Below are 21,651 nucleotides of genomic sequence, written 5' to 3' on the forward strand. Positions count from 1 at the left end.
GATAAAAACCGTATTCAGAGATAAAAGGGGGAGATCGGAATGATATACTTCGTAGAAGGCGATGGTCTGGAAGAACAGAAGGAGGAAAAGCGCGGGGTGGATTTTCGTCCGTGCCTTGCTGTGCTCGGCAGTGAGGAAGCGCCGGCGGAGAAAGAGTATCTTCTGCTGCCGGATTATTTTCTGTCCGGCCTCTCCTCGTCGCAGGTGTGTAAATTTGAGAGCCACGAGGGATATGACTATATTGTCCTCTCCGTGCCGGACTGGACAGGACTGGAAGGAGCGAAGTCACTGGTCCGTATCTATTTCAGAAATAATCTGCTGGCCTTTCTCTGCGAGGACGAGAGGGGAAAGAGCATGCTGCTGCGGCTGACAGAGGAAATCGGAGAGCGGGGGATTCGCGGACTCAGTCTGGAACGGATCCTGCACCGTTTTTTTGACCGTCTGACAGAGGGAGATTCAGAGCGTATGGATGAGATCGAGCAGGAGCTTTTTGACATGGAAGAAGCGCTGAGCGCCGAGCCGGACAAAGATTATATCGCGCGGATCATCGGTCTGCGGCGCCGGCTGCTGGTGCTGAAGCGTTATTATGAGCAGCTTTTGGATATTGCGGAGGCGCTGGAGGAAAATGAGAACGAACTGTTGTCCGGCGGCGCTGTGCGGTTGTTTCGCATGTTGACGGGCCGTACGGATCGGCTGCTGGACGGCGTGCTGAATCTCCGGGATTATGCTTCGCAGGTGAGAGAAGCATACCAGGCCCAGATCGATATTCGCCAAAATGAGATCATGAAGCTGTTCACCGTCATCACCGCTATTTTTCTGCCTTTGACGCTGATCGCAGGGTGGTATGGAATGAATCTGCGGATGCCGGAGTTTCAGTGGCCTTATGCCTATCCCGCTGTGATCATCTTTTCTGCTCTCATAGCGATAGGAAGTTTTCTGTACTTCAGAAAGAATAAATGGTTCTAGCCGGTTTTGACCGGCCGGCTGCTTTCCCTCAGTTCTGCGGCCCTCCGGCCAAGTCTGCAGGATCTGGCGTCGGGTCTCCTCAGGTCGATCTGTCAGCCGGACGGGGAAAGGCAGCGCCTGGCGTTCAGAGGGCGCCGGCCTAGTAGGTTTTCGGCTTTTCCCTCCCTGAGAGATAGCGCATGCCGTTTTCCGCCAGTGAAAGCATTTCGTTTTCTCCGGGATAGAGGTAGACCGGAGCCAGAAAGGAGACCCGTTCTTTGATCCAGGCGGTGAGAAGCTCGGAATAGGCCAGGCTTCCGGTGAGCAGTATGGCCTCCGCCGTTCCCTTCAGTACGCAGGACGCGGCGCCGATGGCCTTGGCTGTCTGGTAGGCCATAGCCTCGTATACCTCCCGGGCAGGCTCGTCCCCGGCAGCGATGCGTTCCTCCACTTCCAGACCGCTGTTGGTGCCCAGATAGGACATGAGACCGCCTTTGCCGGAGATCATCTTTAGCAGCTCCGATTCCGTGTATTCACCGCTGAAGCAGAGACGGACCAGACTGCCAACGGGGAGAGCGCCTGCCCGTTCCGGGGAGAAGGGACCGTCGCCGTCCAGAGCGTTGTTGGTCTCCACCACGCGGCCGTGACGGTGGGCGCCCACGGAAATGCCCCCGCCCATGTGAGCGACGATGAGGTCCATGTCCTCATAGCGTTTGCCCACGGCCAAAGCGTGTTTTCTGGCGATGGCTTTGTGATTCAGGGCGTGAAAGGTGCTGACGCGCGTCAGCTGGGCCAGTCCCGTGTAGCGGGCCAGGGGCTCCAGCTCATCGGTCTTGACCGTGTCCGCGGTGACGACGGGGATGCCGTATTCCTGGCCCAGTTCGTAAGCGATGGCGCAGCCCACATTGGAGATGTGAACGCCGTACCGGCCGGAAGAAATGTCTGCCAGCATTTCAGGCGAGATCTCATAGATACCGCCTTCGATGGGCCTGCTGCAGCCGCCCCGGGCGACGATGCAGTCAAAGGAGGCCAGGTCAAAGCCGCCGCGGCTGAGAAAGCTGCGGACAGCTTCTTTGCGGAATTCCTTCTGGTCGGGAACCGCGGAAAAAAGCGACAGATCCTCCTGCGAATGGTGGAGGGATTCTCTTGCCGTCTCAGTCAGTCCCTCATAGACCGCCACCTTGGTAGAGGTGGAACCCAGATTCAGTATAAACATTTTATTATGCATAACGATCTCCATTCCTCCGCCGCATCCGGCGGCACTGACGCTGATCACCGCCGCCTACGGCCGGACTTCGCCCTGTTCTGCAAAGCGTTCCGTGGCGCCGCGTATATTGTCCGATATGGCGATGGAAAGCATCTCGATGATCTCATCCGGCGTTCCCGGCATGTCGCCCCTCAGCCATCCCACCAATATGCCCGTGAAGGTGATCGTGTAGTAGTGAGTGAGAAAACTCCGGTACTTCTCCGCCGTGTCAAGATTTTCCGCCGCCTGATTTACCACGTCGCGGACCAGACCTTCCAGACTATGGTACAGAAAGTTCTGCAGATGCGAGCCTGCCATGGAGTTCAGCGCGCACAGGCAGACGTCCTGATTTTTTTCTATATAGCGGAACAGCCGCAGGCAGGCTTCCTGCCAGGTGTGGATGCTCACCGTCTCCCGCAGCATCTCGATGGCCTCCTGCTCAAACATCCATTCCACCATATCGTAGATATCCTGAAAATGATAGTAAAACGTCTGACGGTTCAGACCGCAGTCCGCCGCAATTTCTTTCACGGTGATCTTATTCAGAGGCTTCTGAGCCATCTTCTTTTTCAGCGCGTCGCACATGCGCGTCTTCGTGATCTCTGAGGTGATCGATTGGGCCATAAAATACGATTCCTTTCCAGTAATGTCCCCATCCCAGCCGCGGAAATTCCGCGTTGACGGTTTATAAAAGTATATCACAAAGCCTGGCGCGACTGAACGTTCCGGTGAAAAAAATTAGACATTTTCAGCTTCGTGTCAAAAAACCAGACACATGACGTCAGGTATCTATTTCCTTTCGGCCCTCCCGCGAATATCATATATCTGAAAATAGAAGAGGACTGCAGAACAGCCGGCGCAGAGGGACTGCCGGCGGGGTCAAAAAGCAAAGGGAATGTAAAATAAACAGCAAAGGAGTGGATGAACATGAAGGTGTCGACAAAGGCGACGTCCGCCATCGTGGTGGCGGCTCTTGTTGTAGTGTGCCTGATTTTCGGACTGGTGTCCCAGGCCACGGGAGAAGAGGAGAGCAATCTGCTGGTACAGGGTTCGCTTAAATTGGAGGAAGTGAATCTGAACACCAAGATCGCCGGCAACATTGAGCAGGTGTTGGTGGAGGAAGGCGATCAGGTCAAGGCCGGAGACGTCATTATGACCATCAAGAGCACGGACATCGAAGCGAAAAAGATCCAGGCGGAGGGCGCGCTTCAGGCGGCCCAGGCTCAGGCTGCCATGGCGCAGAACGGAGCCCGCTCCCAGGAGGTGGCGCAGGCCAAGGCTGCCTACGACTACGCGGAGAAGACTTACAACCGGGTAAAGGAGCTCTATGATCAGGGCGCGGTGTCCGGTAATACTTACGATCAGACCTACGCCCAGTATACGGCTGCCAAGGAAACTTACAATATGGCGGTAGAGGGCGCGAGAAGCGAGGACAAAGCGGCGGCTCAGGCGCTGGTGACTCAGGCTCAGGGCGCTGTGGCCGAGGTCAATTCCTATCTGGAGGACTGCCGGATCAAGGCGCCTAAGGACGGGACCATCACCGCTGTCAATGTAGAGGTGGGCGAGCTGGTCTCCACAGGTATGCCCCTGGCTGCGCTGCGGGGAAATGACCGGCCTTACGTGGAGGTCAATGTGAAGGAAACGGAGCTTTCCCTGGTGAAGGAGGGGGCTTCGGTAAAAGTGACGATGCCGGCCTACGCCGACCGGGAGTTTACGGGCACCGTAATAAAAATCAGTCAGCAGCCGGATTTCGCCACTAAGAGGGCGACTAACAACAACGGCGAGTTTGACGTGCTTTCCTATGCGGTCAAGGTCGAGCTGGATGATCTGGACGTAGATACTTACGCCGGTATGACCGTGGTGGTGGATTTCGGACCGATAGACGGGCAGGAGTAGCATGGAAGCGCTGCATCGTTTCAGGCAGGGGTACGCGAAGCTCTTGATGACTTTTCTCATTTTTTTCGTCATCCCCACCATTGCGGGCTTTGCCTTCGGCTACGAAATGGGCTACAACAAAATCCAGCTGATCCCCACGGTCGTAGCCGACTATGATAATTCGGATTTCAGCCGCACGCTGGTGGAATACATCGACGACAGTGAAGTATTCACCGTGTCGGCTTACGCGCGCACGGACGCGGAAGCGGAAGAAATGCTGGCCCGCGGGACGGCCATGACGGCTGTCATCATTCCCCAAGGCCTCTCCGCAGATATGCTTTCCGGTCATGCTCCCAAGATCGAGGTGCTGTACGACGGCACGCAGATGACTGTGGCCAGCTCTGCAAAGGCGGCCATGTCGGAGATCCTGATCACCGTGAAAGCAGGCTATATGAAAAATATATACGAAGGAAAGCTCAGCGAAGTGGAGTCCCAGGCCATGAATCAGATCATGCCCATCGACGCCACTTATCGGACGCTGTTCAATCCAGCGAAGAACTACCGGAATTTCCTGCTGCCGGGCATGCTGGCCGCGCTGATGCAGGTTGGCTTCGCCATTATGGGACTGGTCAAGTCCATGGAGATGAGGCCGTATTTCGGAGACAGCATCCTGCAGGATCTGGGAACGTCAGTGCTGAAGATTCTGGTCTGGGGATTTCTGGGCGCTGTCAGCCTTATCCTGTGCTTAAGCATCCAGTATGCCTTCTTTGACATGCCCTACAACGGCAGTCCGGCGGCGGGGCTGGTATTTACCTATCTCTTTGCACTGTCCACCACGGCCTTTGGATATGTTATGGGGCAGATCATTCCGGATAAGGTATTTGCCACGCAGCTGACCTGCGTGCTTGTGCTTCCCACCAGTATACTGGGCGGGTATACATTTCCCCTCATGGCCATGCCGGAACCTCTGCAGGCGCTGGGAAAGATCTTTCCCCTGTCATATTACGGCGACGGCATCCGCAGGCTGTGCCTAGCCAAGATCGGATTTTCGTACTTTATTCCCGACTTTGCCGCTCTGCTGAAGATCACAGGCGTGCTGCTTCTGGTCCTCACAGCGGTTCTGGCCGCCCGGAAGCTGACGAAACGCAGAGGGACGCCGGCGGATCTCCGCCCTCAGACAGGGGGTGAAGCGGGATGACGATGGACAGTTCCATGCGTGATTTTCTCATACGTATAAAGGATGTACTGGTGGTGCTTGCGCTGCCGATCCTGTTTACGTTCCTGTTCGGCTATGTTTACAGCAACGTTTACGTGGAAGAGGTCCCCATTGCCGTGCTGGATATGGACCATTCCGCTAATTCCGATCTGGTGGTGGATAGTTTTGACCACAGCAGTGGTATGGCGGTGACTGACAGAGTCGACACAGAATCCCAGCTGAGGGATCTGATCCTGTCAGGCAAGGTCAAGGGCGGCATCGTGATCCCCCAGGACTTTGGAAAGGATGTGCAGGCCAAAGGATCACCGGGCCTTCTGGTGCTCATAGACGGTTCGAATCTGGTGATCGGAAATAATCTGTACGCCTATGCCAGCACCGTAGTGACGACGCTGAATATCGGCATTCAGGCGAATATTCTGGAGGGCGGGAACGTGGTGCCCTACACCGCCGAACAGTATCTGACCACGCTGTCCTTTACGGACCGCATGCTCTATGATCCGCAGCTGGGATATTTCCGTTATATCTTTGCGGGTATTCTGGGGATCCTGATCCAGCAGACGTATCTGAGCAGTCTGATCTCTAAACTGATGGAGCAAAAACGCAGGCTGGCGGCGTATCCTGACCGGGATGGGTCCGGAGCGCAGGCCGGTCAGGGCAGCCACGCGGTCTCAGGCGTAGGCGGGGCGATCCTGCGCACCGCGGCCCTGAGCATCATGGCCTTCCTGTGCTGCCTGATGGCGGGACACAGATTCTTTGGCTATCCGCTGCGGGGAGCGCTGCCGGAGCTTCTGGCAATGGCCGCCGGATTTCTGCTGTCGGTGACGGCCATGGCGCTGCTCATGACGGCGTTCTTTGACGAGGAGACGCACTGCGTACAGTTCAGCATGTTCCTGTCCCTGCCCACGTTTCTCACCTCGGGTTATGTGTGGCCGGAATTTATGATGGCGCCTGGCTTTGCGCCGGTGGTCAAAGCGATCTGGCCCCTGTATTACTTTATCAATCCCCTCAGGGACGTATGTATGAAAGGCGCGGGCATGGATCAGATCGCGCCGTATCTCAGAGGCGTGCTGATCTTCGCGGCTGTCTGGCTGCCGGTCTCGCTGCTGTTTTACCGCAGAAAGATCATGTTTCTGCGCAGAAACGCAGGCCATGCCCAGGAAGATGCCGGCGAAGAAACAGGCCTGACGGGTACAGGGCGTTTTGGAAAGGTAGGTACAAAATGAAGAAAAGAGCATTCAGCGCCGCGCTGGCGGCTTTCATAATATTGACATCCACTCCCTTTGCTTTTGCCGACTCGGGAGCAAACACGCAGGCGGACTCCACCGCCGATGCGGCAGGCGCCCCGATTCGGCTTTCATTGAAGGAAGCGGTGCAGATCATGCAGACCACGGGGACCGCTGCGGAGACCGCAGAGATCAACCGGCAGTCAGACAAAGCCATAGCGGAGGGATATTCGGAAACGGTAAATACAATAAAGAAAACATTGGACGGTCTTGACGCGCTGTCCTCCGCAGCAAAAATGTATTCACAGCTGCCGCAGCCGGAAGCGGCGGCCATGGTGGCAAAGCTGAACGCGGCGTACTGGAGCGGCAGCGCGGAAGCCCAGTCGGGCGGGGCCACTCAGGTCAACCGCAAGATCACGGAGCTGCGCCGGGATTTTGCCAAAGAGCATGTGGACAGCAACTATCAGGCGGAGATGAATCAGATCGAATACAATACCGTGCAGGTGTACTACGGCGTGCTTTTAGCCAGGGATAATCTGAAGATCGCCCAGGATAATCTGAAAGCGCAGCAGGATATTCTGAAGGACACCCAGGCCCAGTTCAATGTGGGAATGGTGGCAAAGAAAGACGTGCTATCGGCGCAGGCCTCCCTGGAGACGGCCAAGAGCGATCTGGCGGCGGCAGAGACAAAGTTGGAGAACGCGAAAATGGGATTCAACTATCTGCTGGGCTATCCGGTCAAACAGGAAGTGGTATTTACCGATGAGCTGACTGAAGTCAGCGGTCCGGCCATTACAGTAGATGAGGCGGTAAGATCCGCTCAGGAAAACCGCAACGAGATCAGCGGCGCCAATTTTGCCAGGGATGTGCACGGGATCCTGCTGGACAGCCTGACCTATCAATATCCATCCAATTCGTCCACATATCTGAATCAGAAAGTGACCTATATGAATGCGGAGAAGACGGCAAAGGACGCCCCCAGTCAGATCGAGATCGATATCCGCAACCGGTCGTCGGAGCTGGACGATCTGAAGGCGGCGGTGCAGTCGGCGCGGGCCACCAGGGAATACGCCGAAGAAGGCTATCGCCTGACCAGACTGTCCTACGAAGCGGGAATGGGGACGCTGTCTGAGGTCCAGGCCATGCAGGTAACGGCTTACAGAGCCAGTTTAGGCGTGGCGGCTGCCGTCACGAATTACGACCTGGCAGTTTACGATTATAATTACGCGGTAAGCGTGGGGACCACGCGGCTGCCGCTGTAAGGGAGACCGATCCTTCCCCCTGGGCATCCTGCGTTAGGGGGAAGGATCGACGGCATATGGGGCAGAACTAATCTGCAAAGAGATCGTCCATCAGCCTGCCGATCCTTTTTCGCCGCTCTTCTGTGAGCGATACGTTCACAGTGATCGTCAGCGCGTCCCCCTCCTTTGCTTCAGGGGGTATGAGGGCCCGGGGCATGTCCGCGTGGGCGCCGTCTTCCAATTCGATCACTGCAAAATCTCCTTCAAAACGATCGATGGTATAATTCATATAAGCTCCTTTTTCTGTGACTTCTTCTCACCTTCAGCCCACGAGACCGCAGGCCCATGGCAGGCCGGCTGAAAGCGGCCTGGGCGCATACTTTACGACTTTATCATAGCCGCAGGGGACACAGCTGTCAAGAAAGTCGGACGCTCCCATTTTTAAATGGGTGTTTTGTGGTACAATGTTCATACCCCGCGATCGACAAGCCGAAGGCGAAGGCAGAGCGGCGGTATGACAGGTGCCCAGAACACTTAGCGATTGGCAAGCCGAAGGCGAAGACAGAGCTTAGTGTTTATGGTATAATAGCCGCAGAGCGGCTATTATAGATTCTGTGGACGGCGGAGGCCGTGGGCGGATGATGCCATGACGGCCTGGGGCCGGTCATGAGACGGGATCGTGCGAAAGGAGAATGCGATAAATATGGGGATCGAAGAAAAGACCATGAACGAGAAGAAACACGGGGGTTGGAGCGCTCTGTCGGATCAGGAACAGGCGGAGGTGCAGTCCTTTGCAGGGGAATATATGGATTTCCTGAACAGGGCGAAGACGGAGCGCGAGGCGGTAAACGCCGTCCGGGAGATGGCGGAGAAGGCCGGGTTCCGGAACCTGGATACGGTGAGCGCGCTGGCGCCGGGAGACAAGGTCTATTCGGTAAACAGGGGTAAGAGTATGTTTCTGGCAGTCATGGGCACGGAGCCGCTGACAGAGGGCGCCCGGATCGTAGGCGCGCACATCGACTCGCCCCGTCTGGATCTGAAGCAGATCCCGCTGTACGAGGATGGGGAATTGGCCCTTTTCAAGACTCATTATTACGGGGGGATCAAAAAATATCAGTGGACGGCCATTCCTCTGGCTCTTCACGGCGTGATCGTGAAAGACACGGGGGAGACGGTGACGGTCAATATCGGCGAAGGGGAAGACGACCCGATCTTTACCATCACGGATCTGCTGCCCCATCTGGGAGCGCAGCAGGGAAAGAAAACGCTTGCCTCAGGCATTGCCGGAGAAGATCTGAACGTGCTGGTGGGATCTCTCCCCGCGTCTGCAGACAAGAAGGAGACCGGCAGGGAAGACGGAGAAGACTGTAAAGAGGATGCCGGGAGCTGTCCGGGAGAAGGCGGGAAAGGCGGCGTTAAGGACGGCGTTATGAAGCTGCTGAAAAAGAAATACGGAATCTGCGAGGAGGACTTTGCCAGCGCTGAGATCGAAGTGGTGCCTGCATTCAAAGCCAGATCGCTGGGCTTTGACGAGAGCATGGTGGCAGGTTACGGGCAGGATGATAAGGTGTGCGCGTATCCCGGCGTGAGAGCGCTGCTGGAGCTGGCGCAGCCGGAAAAGACCGCCGTCTGCATTCTCTCCGATAAAGAGGAAGTGGGCAGCATGGGCAATACGGGAATGGAGTCCCAGGTCTTTGAGCTGTTCCTCATGGATCTGCTGGAGAAGAGCGGTATTGTAAATCCTTATGCGCTGCAGAGGCTTCTGGTCAGGTCCGCCTGCCTGTCGGCAGACGTGACGGCGGCCTTTGACCCAAACTACCCGGCGGTCATGGAGAAGAAAAATTCCGCCTATATTGGGGCGGGGATCTGCATCAATAAGTACACCGGCGCTCGGGGAAAATCGGGAGCATCGGATGCGAACGCGGAGTTTCTGGGGTTTGTGCGGGGCGTATTCAACAGAAACAGCGTCTGCTGCCAGTCGGCTGAAATGGGCAAGGTGGACGAAGGCGGCGGCGGGACCATCGCCTATATTCTGGCGAACAAGGGGATGGAGGTTCTGGACTGCGGCGTTCCTGTGCTGTCCATGCACGCCCCCTATGAGGTGGCCGGCAAGTTTGATATTTACATGGCTTACCGGGCTTACGGCGCGTTCTGGAAAGAATCGGCGCATAAATAAAGGCAAAAGAAATCGGGACCGGGGCGGCGCTGCCGCTGCGGTCCCGATTTTAATGTCCGGATCTTCCCAATAGCAGGATAATGGATAGTCATATCCTTTTGGAAAACAGTTCATCAGGCTGGGCGTTTACCGGGGAGGGTCGCACTTCGAGCATGGCTCATAACCGGCCCTGGCCTCATCCAAAGAGATGGCGATCTTGCTCTTGCTCAGGTACTGACAGCCGTCCCGATGATACTTGCCGCCGGATCCCGTCACGTAAACGGTCATATCACTGTGGGCTGAAGCGCCGGATGAAGGGGGAACGTCTGCGCCGCCATGGGAGGGATCGGCTCCTTCCGCCGAAGCCGGAGGAGCGTTTTCCTGCTGCGGAGCGGATTTCTTATCCACAGTCACCGTTTTGCCGTCGCTGGACATCAGGATGGTACCCAGCTGGTCCGTCCGCAGTACGGCCGCACCTGTGTCGCTCAGGCGGTCCAGGGCGGAGCTTTCCGGATGGCCGTACTTGTTTCCCGCACCGCAGGAGATGACTGCATACTGGGGAGAGACGGCTTTGAGAAAAGTCTCGGTGCTGGAATATCCGCTGCCGTGGTGGCCAACTTTGAGCACATTGGACCGCAGCTCCTCACTGCTGTGAGCGGAAAGCATTTCTTTTTCAGAGATACTTTCGGCGTCGCCCGTGAAGAGAAAAGCCGTATCGCCGTAGGCAAGCCGCAGTACGGCAGAGTAGTTATTGAGGTCGGAATAGGAATCCCCGCAGGGGGCGACAAATTCCGCACGGAGCATGCCGCCGCTGAAGGATGCGTCGGGAAACAGCCTGACGCCGGATCTTGCCGTGTTGATCTTCACGCCGCGGTCCTGTATGGAGACGAGAAGCTTCTCAAATATCTTCGTATTGCTCTGCGCTTTGGGCATGAACACAGCGCCGATCTCAAAGCGGCCGATCACCGCCGGCAGTCCCCCGATGTGGTCGCTGTGAGGGTGGGTGGCAACCAGATAGTCGATCCGTTCCGCCCCGGCGGCTTCCAGGCAGTCGATGACAGTCTGTCCGTATTCCGCCTCGCCGCCGTCGATGAGCAGGGTCTTGCCGTCGGGCAGGCGCACAAAAGCGGAGTCGCCCTGGCCCACGTCGATATAGCTGACTGTCAGCGTTTCGTCCGCATCCAAGACCGCAGGTCCGGAACCGGATGGAGACCCGTCTCCATCCACGGCGCCGGCCGGGGCGGATACCTCCGCGGCGTCAGGCGGGCCTGAGGAACAGCCCGCGGCGCTGCCCGCCACAAACAACAGCAGTGCGAGCCAGAGACACAGGCTGTGATCTCGGATCTGATGTTTCCTCTTTATGCGTTGTTTTCCCTTTGTGTTTTTCATCATGCGATCGTCCCCCTGTTTCATTCGTTCTTGCCTTCGTCGGGCAGGGCGCAGATGTCGGAACGGCGCAGACTTTATTTGCGCCGGCTGCGTTGTGTCCCTGCAAACGGAAGGCACCGCCCTTTACTATATCACAGAAAGACCGGAGGGAAAAAGTAAAACAACTGATTTCTGCGGAAGTTTTTAGAGGTCAAAGCGCTGTGTCAGCGTGGGGCTTGCACGTGGTTTGACGGGAAAAGATCATGGCATTCAGGCGCTTTGACATGCTCTAAAAGGGCCTTTGGAGGGGCAATGACAATATTGGCGCTTTTGCTGAACAGGCCTATGCGGTATAATAGCCGCAGAAGAGTTATTAAAACGTCGGTGCTTTTGCGCCCCAAGGTCTTCCGCAGGCCAAAGATGGCCGGAACTTGCAGACATACGGGATGGATTTTGTTCCTGACAGAGGAAAGGCATATTTCTATGCACTGCAATATGGGACTTATACGAATGATAGCCGGTGATGAGGAGGGAAAACTTGAAAAATAAAATAAGGAAATACCGGACCCAAAAAGGTTTGACGGAGGTCCAGCTGTCAGACATGCTGGGTATAAGCGTCAGGACTTTGCAGCGCTATCAGAACGGCGGCCTCATGAACGATATGTGGGAATTGCTTCTGAAACTTTCAGGTATATTTGACGTGTCCATCGAAGACCTGTTTGAGTCAGACGAAGCGGAAGACGATCGGGCTTTGGCAGATAAGGAGGAAGAATATGAACGGTAAGATCGTGTTCGCCCACCGGGGAGCTGTCTCCAGAGAAGGACTGGACCCTGAAAACCCCGTGGTCTACAGAGGAACCACGCCGCTGCCGGACGACAGCCAGGATTCCACCCGCATCGTCACCAATTCGGTGAGTATTCCCCGCCATGTGTCGGTCCAGCTTAAAGAGATCCGCGGGAAGTGTTCTCTGACCCAGGCGAAGGACGGGCTTAAAAATGTTCATCTTTTTTCGGAGCGGGCCTCTCTGGCGGATGGAACGGAGCGCATCTGCTATCTGCAGTATTTTGAAGGAGCCCTGCAGGTGAGCGAATACGGCGGCCGGCGCGGAGCAAACTACAGCGCGCTGTATCGTGAACTGCGGAAATCCCTGAAAGAAAAGGGTTTTCGGGAGAACGAGGACAAGACCTTTTCCATCAGGGAGGAGGAGACCGGGAATTTTGTCTCGCTGGTCAATGAGCTGCTGGACAGGCAGAAACAGGGTGAACTGGAACTTCGGGCAGTGGACGAAATCGATTCCATCGTGTTTAACAAAGAGAGCCGGCTGTTCTATTATAAGGCGTACTGGAGCCCGGCGGAAAAAACCAGTGAGGCTCCGGAGACGGGGGCGTCGGGATCGCCGGAAAACTCTCTGCAGATGCGGTTCGGGCAGATGGAAGAGTGCATTCGCAGTATTGTGGACCGAAACGGATTGGATTTCAACGATCGTGCGGAGCTGGAAGAAGCGCAGCGCAAGATCGTACAGTTAAAATCGAAGCTGGATCAGCTTTATGAGGTATGTCAGTGCGGCATTGACCTTTTGGATAAAGTACGACTTCTGGGAAGTCAGGCGCAGTGAGAACGCAGAATAGAGCGCCGATCACGTCCCCTGATCGGCGCTCCGTTCCAGCGAGGCCACCTCGGAGGCCGAATAAAAATGTCCCTGACGGATATGCTCCAGCTCGTGGCGGAAAGCCCTCACCTGCTCGTCGTGGGCGAGTTTTGCGTTGAGATAAATGTTGTAGTCGCCGTTTGTGTCCAATACTGTCATACCTTTGATGCTGAGCGGCAGAAAATCGACTTTTCTAATGATCACTGCGTCCATAATGCTCCATCCCCGTACAATGCGGAATCTCAGGCAATGCCCGATGCCGCCTGTTTTCATCGTTTTCTGCATTGTACCACTCATTCCGGCTATATATCGTCGGAATTGTTATTTGAAAACATTTCGATAATTTTTACGGCCTTCTCCACATCCTCCCTGGAAGCATTTTTGGCTACGGAAAACAGCGTTTTCAATTCGGGACGTTTGTGAAGTTCATCCAGATACTCTGTCAGGTCGTCCCGCTCGCCGGCCGTTCCGGCGCCGTCGGAGAGATCGTCGATAAATTCGTCCAGCGAACACTCCAGAACAGAGGCGATCGCTCTCATGGTGTCCAGCGAAGGGTTAGTCGTCTCGCCATACAGAATTTTGTTCAGCGTCCCCAGGGGGACGCCGGAGGATTCGGCCAGGGCTTTGTTGCCCATTTTTTTTTGTTTCATGATATCTTTGATTCTTTGCGCGGTCATAGGGGTCACTCCTTTCCTCTCTGCCGTAAGCATACCATAAACGGAACGAAAAGAAAAGAAAAAAGTTCCGCAGACGGGATTAACATATTGACAATACCCGCAGACGGGATTAAAATAAGAATATAGAATCCCGTTTGCGGAACTTTTCTGGCCCCGGAGTGCCGCAAATGGGATCGGAGATACCAGAAAGAACGCGGCGGCTGCTGCCAGTGGTCTCGATCAGGCCGCACAGACAGACTTGCCGGTCATTGGGCAAAAGGAGGAGTCGAGATGTTTGAGAGATATATCAATTACAACCAGATAGCCGAGGAGATGATACGCAGCAGGGAGGATAATCTGGCCGCCCTGGCTTCCCTCTGGGAGCAGTTTGAGGAGATGGAAGAGGCGGGGGGACTGAGGGGAGTTTCCTGCGAAAACGACAGGGTACACGATAATAAGATCTCTGATATGGTAGCTAATCTGGCCATGCGCAGAGAAGCGGTCAGGAGCCGGATCGAGGATCTGGACAGAGAACGAAAGATCTACGATATGGCCTGGAGCCACCTCAATGATGACGAGCGGGAGGTGCTGGATGTTTTCTTTAAACGGGGAATGAAGAAACAGGACGCGGTGGACCTGCTATGCGAATCCTTTGAGCGGGAGCCCGCCACCATCTATCGCAAAAAAGACGCGGCGCTGAAGCGTTTTAAGAAACTGCTCTTCGGCTGAAGTCAGTGCAGCCGGAATCCGGGCGGGGAAAGCCGCGGCCGGCCGGCTGTTCAGGAATCAACGGGGGTTGGCCCCATTTCGACGGGCCAGAGCGAAAATGATAAATACCTGAGAAGACAAAGGGGTATTTCAGTGGTATAGTGGTATCAGGTAAAAGAGACGAGGACGCCGGAACGCGTCGAACGTTCTCGGTTGCCGAAAGCAAAGGAAGATCGGCGGAGACGCCGGTCTTTTTTATCTGCCATTCCGCGGACAGCTGCAGCGAGAAGGCGGAACTGACGCAGGTGCTTTTACAGCATTGGAAGCGCCGGCGGCGGGGCCGCGGCCGTATTTCCCGGGGATATAGAAGTGAGAAAGCCCGGCTGAGGGATCGGCGCGGCGCCCGGCAGGCGCCGGTTTATTTGGAAGGAAGAGGTATGACAGATACGATCATTGAAAGCATCTCCGCCAGACTGCGGGATGCTTTTGGGGAGAGCTGCGCCGTATTTACGGAACAGCCGCAGCAGGGAGCCGCCGGCCCCTGTTTTTTTGTGTCTCTGCTGAAGTCGTCTCAGAGCGGGCGGAGAGGAAGGAAATCAGTCAACAGCCAGTTTTTCGATGTCCGTTTCATCCCGGAGAGCGGGGACACGTTTCACCGTGAGGCGGATGCGGCGGCGGATAAGCTGTACGCCGCGCTGGAAACGCTGGATGTTGAGGGCATGGCGCTGGCGGCTTCTGAGATGAGCTGTGAGAAAGGGGAGGGCGTGCAGCATTTTTACGTGCGCTACGATTTATATCTACAGGATGAGCCCGCGCCGCAGGAAGCCATGGAGAGCTTAGCCATGGAAACCGGCGTCGCGCGGTAAATCATAGCTTTGCGCGGTCCGCAGACCGCCCGGCCGGCCCGCTGGGGCTTCAGGCAGCCGCAGTCTGCTTCAGGGCCTGCGATCTGGCTGGAAGGCAGGATCGGGCAGGGAGCGCGGCGGACTGCGGTACTGCGCATGCGACACTGGATCAAACCTTAGAGAGAAAACGAACAGAAGAAAGGGTGAAAACATGTTAGGTGGAGGTACTTTTATTACACAGAACAAGACGCTGCCCGGCGCGTATATCAATTTCGTGTCGGCGGCAAGAGCCACAGCGGCTCTGTCAGACAGAGGCTATGCGGCGATGGCGCTGGAGCTTGACTGGGGCGCGGACGGTCAGGTGTTCGCCGTAACGGCTTCGGATCTGGAAAAAGATTCTCAGAAACTGCTGGGCTACGCCTACACGGATGAAAAGCTGAAAGGGCTGCGGGACCTGTTTCGCAGCGGTCTGCGGAAGGCGTATCTCTACAGGCTGAACAGCGGCGCGAAGGCGGCTAACGACTTCGCGGAGGCCCGTTACAGCGGTCTGCGGGGAAATGACGTCAGGATCGTGATCACGGCGGTGGAAGGGGAGGAACCGGAAGGGGCGTCCTACAGCGTTAAGACCTATCTCGACACAAAAGAAGTGGATGCGCAGACAGTCCGGACAGCTGCGGATCTGGCTGACAACGACTTCGTAGTCTGGAAAAAGGGCGCCGCGCTGGCAGCCACGGCCGGAACGGCGCTGACGGGCGGTTCCAACAAACCGGCGGTGACAGGGGATGATTATCAGCTGTTTCTGGACAAGATCGAAAGCTACAGCTTTAATACGCTGGGGTGCCTCTCGGAAGACAAGGCCGTCTGCGCGCTGTTTCAGCAGTTTACGAAACGCATGAGAAACGAAGCGGGAGTCAAGTTCCAGACCGTACTCTACCGGTCTGCGGCGGATTTTGAAGGAGTCATTTCCGTGGAAAACAGCGCCAGCGACGCGGGCTGGCCGGCGTCCTCGGCAGTCTACTGGGTCACCGGAGCAGAGGCGGGGTGCGCGGTAAACAAGTCTCTGACCAATGCAAAATACGACGGTGAGTTTGCCATTGAGACTGGGTACCGGCAGAGTGAACTGGAGGCAGGACTGAAAGGCGGAAAGCTGATGTTTCACAGGGTAGGCGACGATGTGCGCGTACTTGAGGACATCAATACCTTTGTTTCTTTCACCGATGAGATGGGCGCGGATTTCGCGGACAATCAGACTATGCGCGTACTGGATCAGATCGGAAACGACGACGCGCTGCTGTTCAATACCAGATACCTGGGCGTGGTGCCCAACGACGACGGGGGCAGGATCTCTTTCTGGAACGACATCGTGAAACTTCGGCAGGAGATGCTGAACATCCGCGCCATCGAGAACTTCAAGGCGGAGGATGTGACGGTCAGGGCCGGGGCCACCAAGAAGTCCGTGGTGGTGGAAAACACCGTCAGACCGGTAAACGCCATGACCCAGCTGTATATGACAACGGTGGTTGCCTAAAAGGAGGAGAAAAAATGAGTCGGATGTTATCCCGCGACGCTGTAAGCGCGCACAAAGCGGAATGCTACATTACTATTAAGGGAAATCGTTATAACTTCATGCAGCTCAAGGAATTTGAGGCGAAGCTGACTGTGAATGTCCAGGAGGTCCCGATCCTGGGAAGGACCATGGTGGGGCACAAGCCCACCACGATGACCGGAGAGTGGTCCGGAACGGCATATTACAACCAGTCGGTCCTGAGAGAGCTGGCAAAGGAGTACAAGGACACAGGCGTTGCGGAGTACTTTGATATTCAGGTCACCAACGAAGACCCCGCCACTCTTGTGGGACCGCAGACAGTGGTGCTGAAGGACTGCCTGTCCTCGGAAAGCATTCTGGCTAAGTTTACGGCCGGCGAAGATGTGCTGGAGGAGGAACTGTCAGGGACCTTCGACGACTTTGAGATGCCCAACAAGTTCAAGGTGCTCAACGGCATGCTCTAAGCGTCCTTAGAGGATAAAAAGGCGGGCGGGGCCTGCCTGCGGTCAGGACGCCCCGCCCGCAGACAATATTGGAGAAAGCAGGATAAGGAGAGAAAAATGAGCAGACTGAACGCATTTTTAAGCCAGAATGCAGCGAAGAAGGAAAATGTAAAATATGTGGTCTCGCAGCGGTTCGCGGAGAATGGAACGCCGGTGGAATGGGAGCTTCGGTGCATTACGCCCAAAGAGAACAATTCCATAAAGAAATCCTGTACATATCAGGCTCCGGTGCCGGGAAAAAAGGGGCTCTTTGTGCCCGAGACGGATTACGACGCTTACGGCTGCCGGCTGGCGGCGGCCTGTACCGTTTTTCCCAATCTCGATGATAAAGAGCTGCAGGACGATTACGGCGTTTCCAGCGCGGAGGAACTGCTGCAGGTCATGCTGATCCCCGGCGAATATATGAATTATATCGCCAAGGTGCAGGAGGTCAACGGATTTGACATCGGTATGGACAGATTGGTGGAAGATGCAAAAAACTCATAAAGGGCGATTATGAGGCGGGAGCCGCGCATTTCGCCCTTCAAAAGCTGCACATCCTTCCCGGAGAGCTGATGGAGCTGCCGCGGGAGGAGCGGGCCTTCCTTTACGCCTCCATCGATCTGCGGGTGGAGGCGGAAAAAGAGGCCGTCAAGAGCAGGAGAAAGAGATAGATGAAGCAGAAACAAAGACAGCGCTGGGGCGCGGAAAGGAACGGGAAGTGTGGGAGAAGAGAGAGAATTAAATTTAAGATCCGGCGGAGACGCGGTAACCGCACTGCGCGGCGTCGACCAGGCGGTGGAACGCACGATGCAGAATTTCCGCACGCTGGAGGCTTCGGTGCAAAACTCGCTCAGCATCAGTCAATGGCAGCAGTTTCAGACTACGGTGATCAACATTAACGCCGATCTGTCGCAGACGTCGAATCAGATCAACATCGCGGCGGAAAGCCAGGACCGCCTGACGGAGAGCGTAAGATCCACAGGGGCGGCGGCTGAAGCGGCCGAGGCGGCCATGGAGAAGATCTCTTCGGCGCTGGATCTGAAAAAGCTGGCGGAACTGTCGGACGCCATGACGAGAAGCCGGGCGCAGCTGGCGCTGATCGCGGGGGCGGGCCAGGGGGCCGCCCGAATTCAGGGACAGATCTACGAGGCCGCCCAGCGGTCTGGGATCGCTTATCAGAGTATGGCGGATTCCGTGGCTCAATTGGGGCTTGCCGCCGGCGGAACGTTTATGAATACAGATGAGCTGGTGGCCTTTGCGGAGACCTACCAGAAGATGGCGGCGCTGTCCGGAGCCGCGCCGGACGAAGCAGCAGCAGGGATGGCGCAGCTGACGCAGGGCATGCAGAGCGGCGGAATTGACGGCGGGCAGTACGCCGATATGCTGACAGAGTCGCCGCTGCTGGCGCAGGCGATCGCCGATTACGTTGGCGTGGGCATAGATGAAATGCAGTCGCTGGCCGATCAGAGCGTCATCACCGCCGATGTGATCAAAAACGCTGTGTTTATGGCTGCCGACGGCGTGGAGGAGCGCTTTGCCCAGCTGCCGGCCACCTGGTCGCAGGTCTGGACTCGGCTGCAAAATGGTTTCCTGCTGGCGGTGGAGCCCATCCTCTCCGCCATCAGCTTTCTGGCGGATAACTGGACGGCCCTGGAGCCGGTGGTGCTCGGCGCGGCGGCGGCCATCGGCGTCTATGCGCTGTCGGTCCAGATGGCGGCGCTATGGCAGAGTCTGCTCACGGCCGGGGCGCTGCTGAACCAGACCGTGATGGCTATTCAGGCTGTGGGCTACGCGCTTCTTGCCATGGCCACCGGAGACGCGGCGTATGCCCAGATGGCGCTGAACGCGGCTCAATCGGCCTCGCCCATGGGATTGATCCTGCTCCTGATCGGTCTGATCGTGGCGGCCATCGTCAAATGGGTCCAATCGGTGGGAGGACTTCAGGTGGCGTGGATCACGGTGGTGAACGGAATTCTGGATCTCTTGGGAACGCTGAAATTAATGGGTCTTCAGTGCATTCAAGGGCTGGTGAACGGGGCTGTCGATCTGGTCAACACTCTGATCGGACTTCTGAACAGAATACCGGGCGTGAACATCGAAGCCAATTTCGAGCATGTGGATCTCACATCGGAATATGAAGGGGAGTTTGCCGTGCAACGGCAGGAACGGGCGCTGAAGCTGGACGAGGCCAGGAGAAATGCCCAGGTATCCAGGCAGCAGTGGACTCTCCACGATGAGAGTTCGCCCATGGGGCAGGCCCCAGCGCAGATCGCTGCCGGGATCGGCAGGACCGCGGACAATACGTCGATGATGGCGGACAATCTGACGGCTTCGGAGGAGGATCTCAAATATCTTCTGGACGTGGCTGAGCAGGAAGCGGTGAACCGCTTCACCACAGCGGAGATCAAGGTGGATATGGCCAACAGCTTTGGAGACATAAAGGAAAGCGCCGATATCGACGGCGTGATCAACCGCTTGACAGAGCGGCTGGAACAGCAGCTTGCCGTCACAGCAGAGGGGGTGCATGTATAGATGTATATCTTTTATCTGGGCGGGCTGGCGCTTCCCGTCACGCCGCCGCGTCTTCAGCTGAGCATCAGGAACCGCAACGAGACGATCGATCTGCTGAGCGGACAGCAGGTCAATCTGCTGAAGCTGCCGGGACTGTCCGCCTTTCAGTTTGACGCGCTGATCCCGGCCAGAGAATATCCATTCGCCTATTACGAAGATGGATTTCTGGAACAGGACATCTATCTGAGCTGGTTTGAATCGCTGAAAAAGCTGGACAGACCCTTTTCCTTTCAGGTGATGCGGACTTTTCCTGACGGAAGAGGCAGCTTCAAGCAGAGTATGCCGGTGTCGCTGGAATCCTACACCGTATCGGAGAGCAGCGACTCCGGATTCGATCTGAACGTTTCCTTTGAGCTGAAAGAGTACGTAGAATTCAGCACAAAGATCCTGGAAGTCGGCGCCAGTGATGCGGACGGCGCCGCCGTGACGGAAGTGAAGCAGCGTCCGGCCAAAGCGCCGGCCAGAACATATACCGTTAAAGCCGGGGACAGCCTGTGGGCCATCTGCAAAAAACAGCTGGGAGACGGTTCAAAATGTTACAGCGTAGCCAGATCAAACGGGATATCAGATCCCGGGCTCATCCATCCGGGGCAGGTGATCCGATTTGAATAATATTGAGCTGTGCATCCAGAACGGCGGGACACTGTACGCCCCGGTATGCGCAGGGGACGTCACATGGGAGACTGAACGGAAAGGCTCGCCGGGCAGGCTGGAGTTTACGGTGCTGAAGGGCGGCGGGCTGGACTTTCAGGAAGGAAACAACGTGAGACTGAAAGTAGGAGAAAAAGACGTGTTTTACGGGTATGTGTTTTCCAAAAAAAGATCCGGATCAAAGCCGGAAGAGATCCAGGTGACAGCCTACGATCAGCTGCGGTATTTCAAGAATAAAGATACCTATGTGTACGAAAACAAGACAGCAGGCCAGCTGATCGCAATGATCGCCGAGGATTTCCGGCTGAAGACCGGGGAACTGGAGGATACGGGCTGCAGGATACCCGCCCGGGCGGAGGACAATAAGACGCTGTTCGACATTGTGCAGAACGCGCTGGACTTCACGCTGCAGAACAGTGGAAAGATGTATGTGCTGTACAGCGATTTTGACCGGCTGACGCTGAAGAATATTGACTCCATGCGTCTTCCGGTACTTATCTGCGGCGGCACGGTCCAGGATTTCGACTACTCCACCTCCATTGATTCCAACACGTATAACAAGATCAAGCTTTCCTATGAAAATAAAGATACGAAAAAGCGTGAGATCTACATCGCCCAGGATTCGGAACACATGAACAGATGGGGCGTGCTTCAGATGTACGAAAAGCTGAACAACAGCGTCAACGGAAAAGCCAGAGCCCAAGCGCTGCTGTCCCTTTACGATAAGAAGTCCCGCTCCCTGTCCATAAAAAAGGCTCTGGGAGATATACGCGTGCGGGGAGGTTCCGGCGTTCCCGTCTCGCTGGATCTGGGGGATATGATCGCGCAGACTTACATGATCGTGGAAAAGGTAAAACACACGATCTCAGGGGAGAAGCATTTTATGGATCTGACGCTGAGAGGGAGTGATTTCAATAGCTAGTCTGGTGGAGATCATCAAGTGCGCTGCAACGGAGGCCGGCGACGCGGCCGACCCCTGCGGCATTTTATTCGGCACGGTGGCCGGAGTGGGTCCTCTGCGCATACAGGTGGATCAGAAGCTGGTGCTGACAGAGGACTTTCTGATCCTGACCTCCGCGGTGAAAGACTACGACGCGGAGATGGAGGTCAGTCACGTGACCGGACCGGGCGGAGAGGGGGCCCATACGCATCCCTACACCGGCCGAAAGGTATTTTCCATTAAAAACGGCCTGAAGACAGGCGAACATGTTCTTTTGCTGCGGGTGCAGGGAGGGCAGAAATATATTGTTTTGGACAGGGGGTGACAGAGA

General features: G+C 56.1%; 23 protein-coding genes. 17 read left to right on the forward strand and 6 right to left on the reverse strand.

Features of this window, described 5'->3' with window-relative positions; all coding sequences use genetic code 11:
- The first annotated feature begins 39 nt into the window (after positions 1-39).
- Entirely contained in the window at positions 40-966 is a 927-nt protein-coding gene (locus tag E0E37_RS07255; protein WP_130862381.1) for a magnesium transporter CorA family protein, read from the forward strand.
- 139 nt (positions 967-1,105) lie between these two features.
- Here the strand turns inward: E0E37_RS07255 and buk are convergent, their stop codons facing one another.
- Positions 1,106-2,173, reverse strand: a complete 1,068-nt coding sequence (gene buk, locus E0E37_RS07260; RefSeq protein WP_246019657.1) for a butyrate kinase — start codon at positions 2,171-2,173, stop codon at positions 1,106-1,108.
- Between the two features lie 54 nt (positions 2,174-2,227).
- On the reverse strand, positions 2,228-2,815 hold the full coding sequence (locus E0E37_RS07265; protein ID WP_130862383.1) for a TetR/AcrR family transcriptional regulator: 588 nt from the start codon (positions 2,813-2,815) through the stop codon (positions 2,228-2,230).
- Between the two features lie 303 nt (positions 2,816-3,118).
- On the opposite strand from E0E37_RS07265, the gene E0E37_RS07270 reads away from it, so the two are divergent.
- From E0E37_RS07270 to E0E37_RS07285, 4 genes are read left to right on the forward strand one after another with little or no spacing between them, the layout of a single operon-like run.
- A complete protein-coding gene (locus tag E0E37_RS07270) occupies positions 3,119-4,087 on the forward strand; it encodes an HlyD family secretion protein (RefSeq protein WP_165445258.1) in 969 nt (322 codons plus the stop codon).
- Between the two features lies 1 nt (position 4,088).
- Complete coding sequence (locus E0E37_RS07275) at positions 4,089-5,264, forward strand: ABC transporter permease (RefSeq protein WP_130862385.1); 1,176 nt, start codon at positions 4,089-4,091, stop codon at positions 5,262-5,264.
- Positions 5,261-6,505 (forward strand): ABC transporter permease, encoded by a 1,245-nt coding sequence (locus E0E37_RS07280; RefSeq protein ID WP_130862386.1) that lies wholly within the window; start codon positions 5,261-5,263, stop codon positions 6,503-6,505. The genes E0E37_RS07275 and E0E37_RS07280 overlap by 4 nt, the downstream gene beginning before the upstream one ends.
- Positions 6,502-7,767, forward strand: coding sequence for a TolC family protein (locus tag E0E37_RS07285; RefSeq protein ID WP_165445259.1), 1,266 nt, complete (start codon positions 6,502-6,504; stop codon positions 7,765-7,767). Before E0E37_RS07280 ends, E0E37_RS07285 begins: the two co-directional genes overlap by 4 nt.
- A 67-nt stretch (positions 7,768-7,834) precedes the next feature.
- Here the strand turns inward: E0E37_RS07285 and E0E37_RS07290 are convergent, their stop codons facing one another.
- The gene (locus tag E0E37_RS07290; RefSeq protein ID WP_130862388.1) at positions 7,835-8,035 is read right to left on the reverse strand and encodes a DUF3006 domain-containing protein; all 201 of its coding nucleotides are present in this window, start codon (positions 8,033-8,035) and stop codon (positions 7,835-7,837) included.
- A gap of 414 nt (positions 8,036-8,449) precedes the next feature.
- On the opposite strand from E0E37_RS07290, the gene E0E37_RS07295 reads away from it, so the two are divergent.
- Entirely contained in the window at positions 8,450-9,922 is a 1,473-nt protein-coding gene (locus E0E37_RS07295; RefSeq protein ID WP_130862389.1) for an aminopeptidase, read from the forward strand.
- A gap of 126 nt (positions 9,923-10,048) precedes the next feature.
- Here the strand turns inward: E0E37_RS07295 and E0E37_RS07300 are convergent, their stop codons facing one another.
- The gene (locus E0E37_RS07300; protein ID WP_165445260.1) at positions 10,049-11,293 is read right to left on the reverse strand and encodes a ComEC/Rec2 family competence protein; all 1,245 of its coding nucleotides are present in this window, start codon (positions 11,291-11,293) and stop codon (positions 10,049-10,051) included.
- Between the two features lie 514 nt (positions 11,294-11,807).
- Between E0E37_RS07300 and E0E37_RS07305 the strand changes: the two genes are divergently transcribed.
- Together E0E37_RS07305 and E0E37_RS07310 are read left to right on the forward strand one after the other, a co-directional pair.
- Complete coding sequence (locus E0E37_RS07305) at positions 11,808-12,053, forward strand: helix-turn-helix transcriptional regulator (RefSeq protein ID WP_165445261.1); 246 nt, start codon at positions 11,808-11,810, stop codon at positions 12,051-12,053.
- Positions 12,043-12,885, forward strand: coding sequence for a hypothetical protein (locus E0E37_RS07310; RefSeq protein WP_130862392.1), 843 nt, complete (start codon positions 12,043-12,045; stop codon positions 12,883-12,885). Before E0E37_RS07305 ends, E0E37_RS07310 begins: the two co-directional genes overlap by 11 nt.
- Positions 12,886-12,906: 21 nt before the next feature.
- Here E0E37_RS07310 and E0E37_RS07315 read toward each other — a convergent pair whose 3' ends face one another.
- On the reverse strand, positions 12,907-13,203 hold the full coding sequence (locus E0E37_RS07315) for a hypothetical protein (RefSeq protein WP_130862393.1): 297 nt from the start codon (positions 13,201-13,203) through the stop codon (positions 12,907-12,909).
- A 17-nt stretch (positions 13,204-13,220) separates the two neighbouring features.
- The gene (locus E0E37_RS07320; protein WP_165445262.1) at positions 13,221-13,595 is read right to left on the reverse strand and encodes a helix-turn-helix domain-containing protein; all 375 of its coding nucleotides are present in this window, start codon (positions 13,593-13,595) and stop codon (positions 13,221-13,223) included.
- A gap of 270 nt (positions 13,596-13,865) precedes the next feature.
- On the opposite strand from E0E37_RS07320, the gene E0E37_RS07325 reads away from it, so the two are divergent.
- The 9 genes from E0E37_RS07325 to E0E37_RS07365 all read left to right on the forward strand — a co-directional run bounded on the left by E0E37_RS07325 (position 13,866) and on the right by E0E37_RS07365 (position 21,645).
- A complete protein-coding gene (locus E0E37_RS07325) occupies positions 13,866-14,303 on the forward strand; it encodes a hypothetical protein (RefSeq protein WP_130862395.1) in 438 nt (145 codons plus the stop codon).
- 416 nt (positions 14,304-14,719) lie between these two features.
- Positions 14,720-15,148: a phage tail terminator family protein gene (locus E0E37_RS07330; RefSeq protein ID WP_130862396.1), complete on the forward strand. Its 429-nt coding sequence runs from the start codon at positions 14,720-14,722 to the stop codon at positions 15,146-15,148.
- Between the two features lie 190 nt (positions 15,149-15,338).
- On the forward strand, positions 15,339-16,655 hold the full coding sequence (locus E0E37_RS07335; protein ID WP_130862397.1) for a phage tail sheath family protein: 1,317 nt from the start codon (positions 15,339-15,341) through the stop codon (positions 16,653-16,655).
- Between the two features lie 14 nt (positions 16,656-16,669).
- Entirely contained in the window at positions 16,670-17,137 is a 468-nt protein-coding gene (locus tag E0E37_RS07340) for a phage tail tube protein (protein WP_130862398.1), read from the forward strand.
- A 96-nt stretch (positions 17,138-17,233) separates the two neighbouring features.
- Positions 17,234-17,662 (forward strand): phage tail assembly chaperone, encoded by a 429-nt coding sequence (locus tag E0E37_RS07345; protein ID WP_130862399.1) that lies wholly within the window; start codon positions 17,234-17,236, stop codon positions 17,660-17,662.
- A gap of 216 nt (positions 17,663-17,878) precedes the next feature.
- Positions 17,879-19,690 carry a tape measure protein gene (locus tag E0E37_RS07350; RefSeq protein WP_130862400.1) on the forward strand — a complete coding sequence of 604 codons (1,812 nt, stop codon included), beginning with the start codon at positions 17,879-17,881 and terminating at the stop codon, positions 19,688-19,690.
- A complete protein-coding gene (locus tag E0E37_RS07355) occupies positions 19,691-20,341 on the forward strand; it encodes a LysM peptidoglycan-binding domain-containing protein (RefSeq protein WP_130862401.1) in 651 nt (216 codons plus the stop codon).
- Positions 20,334-21,302 carry an XkdQ/YqbQ family protein gene (locus E0E37_RS07360; protein WP_130862402.1) on the forward strand — a complete coding sequence of 323 codons (969 nt, stop codon included), beginning with the start codon at positions 20,334-20,336 and terminating at the stop codon, positions 21,300-21,302. The genes E0E37_RS07355 and E0E37_RS07360 overlap by 8 nt, the downstream gene beginning before the upstream one ends.
- Positions 21,286-21,645, forward strand: a complete 360-nt coding sequence (locus E0E37_RS07365) for a DUF2577 domain-containing protein (RefSeq protein ID WP_246019658.1) — start codon at positions 21,286-21,288, stop codon at positions 21,643-21,645. Before E0E37_RS07360 ends, E0E37_RS07365 begins: the two co-directional genes overlap by 17 nt.
- The last annotated feature ends 6 nt before the right edge of the window (positions 21,646-21,651 follow it).

It is taken from the genome of Bacilliculturomica massiliensis, from assembly GCF_900605495.1.
Classification (GTDB): Bacteria; Bacillota; Clostridia; order Peptostreptococcales; family Anaerovoracaceae; genus Bacilliculturomica; species Bacilliculturomica massiliensis.

What these genes read in the sequence shown, in the direction of transcription:
- E0E37_RS07340 (WP_130862398.1), top strand. Translation starts at nt 16,670, where the DNA reads ATGAGTCGGATGTTATCCCGCGACGCTGTAAGCGCGCACAAAGCGGAA.
- E0E37_RS07315 (WP_130862393.1), bottom strand. Translation starts at nt 13,203, where the DNA reads ATGCAGAAAACGATGAAAACAGGCGGCATCGGGCATTGCCTGAGATTC.
- E0E37_RS07265 (WP_130862383.1), bottom strand. Translation starts at nt 2,815, where the DNA reads ATGGCCCAATCGATCACCTCAGAGATCACGAAGACGCGCATGTGCGAC.
- E0E37_RS07295 (WP_130862389.1), top strand. Translation starts at nt 8,450, where the DNA reads ATGGGGATCGAAGAAAAGACCATGAACGAGAAGAAACACGGGGGTTGG.
- E0E37_RS07285 (WP_165445259.1), top strand. Translation starts at nt 6,502, where the DNA reads ATGAAGAAAAGAGCATTCAGCGCCGCGCTGGCGGCTTTCATAATATTG.
- E0E37_RS07355 (WP_130862401.1), top strand. Translation starts at nt 19,691, where the DNA reads ATGTATATCTTTTATCTGGGCGGGCTGGCGCTTCCCGTCACGCCGCCG.
- E0E37_RS07290 (WP_130862388.1), bottom strand. Translation starts at nt 8,035, where the DNA reads ATGAATTATACCATCGATCGTTTTGAAGGAGATTTTGCAGTGATCGAA.
- E0E37_RS07310 (WP_130862392.1), top strand. Translation starts at nt 12,043, where the DNA reads ATGAACGGTAAGATCGTGTTCGCCCACCGGGGAGCTGTCTCCAGAGAA.
- E0E37_RS07280 (WP_130862386.1), top strand. Translation starts at nt 5,261, where the DNA reads ATGACGATGGACAGTTCCATGCGTGATTTTCTCATACGTATAAAGGAT.
- E0E37_RS07345 (WP_130862399.1), top strand. Translation starts at nt 17,234, where the DNA reads ATGAGCAGACTGAACGCATTTTTAAGCCAGAATGCAGCGAAGAAGGAA.
- E0E37_RS07335 (WP_130862397.1), top strand. Translation starts at nt 15,339, where the DNA reads ATGTTAGGTGGAGGTACTTTTATTACACAGAACAAGACGCTGCCCGGC.
- E0E37_RS07275 (WP_130862385.1), top strand. Translation starts at nt 4,089, where the DNA reads ATGGAAGCGCTGCATCGTTTCAGGCAGGGGTACGCGAAGCTCTTGATG.
- E0E37_RS07255 (WP_130862381.1), top strand. Translation starts at nt 40, where the DNA reads ATGATATACTTCGTAGAAGGCGATGGTCTGGAAGAACAGAAGGAGGAA.
- E0E37_RS07320 (WP_165445262.1), bottom strand. Translation starts at nt 13,595, where the DNA reads ATGACCGCGCAAAGAATCAAAGATATCATGAAACAAAAAAAAATGGGC.
- E0E37_RS07270 (WP_165445258.1), top strand. Translation starts at nt 3,119, where the DNA reads ATGAAGGTGTCGACAAAGGCGACGTCCGCCATCGTGGTGGCGGCTCTT.
- buk (WP_246019657.1), bottom strand. Translation starts at nt 2,173, where the DNA reads ATGCATAATAAAATGTTTATACTGAATCTGGGTTCCACCTCTACCAAG.
- E0E37_RS07325 (WP_130862395.1), top strand. Translation starts at nt 13,866, where the DNA reads ATGTTTGAGAGATATATCAATTACAACCAGATAGCCGAGGAGATGATA.
- E0E37_RS07300 (WP_165445260.1), bottom strand. Translation starts at nt 11,293, where the DNA reads ATGATGAAAAACACAAAGGGAAAACAACGCATAAAGAGGAAACATCAG.
- E0E37_RS07330 (WP_130862396.1), top strand. Translation starts at nt 14,720, where the DNA reads ATGACAGATACGATCATTGAAAGCATCTCCGCCAGACTGCGGGATGCT.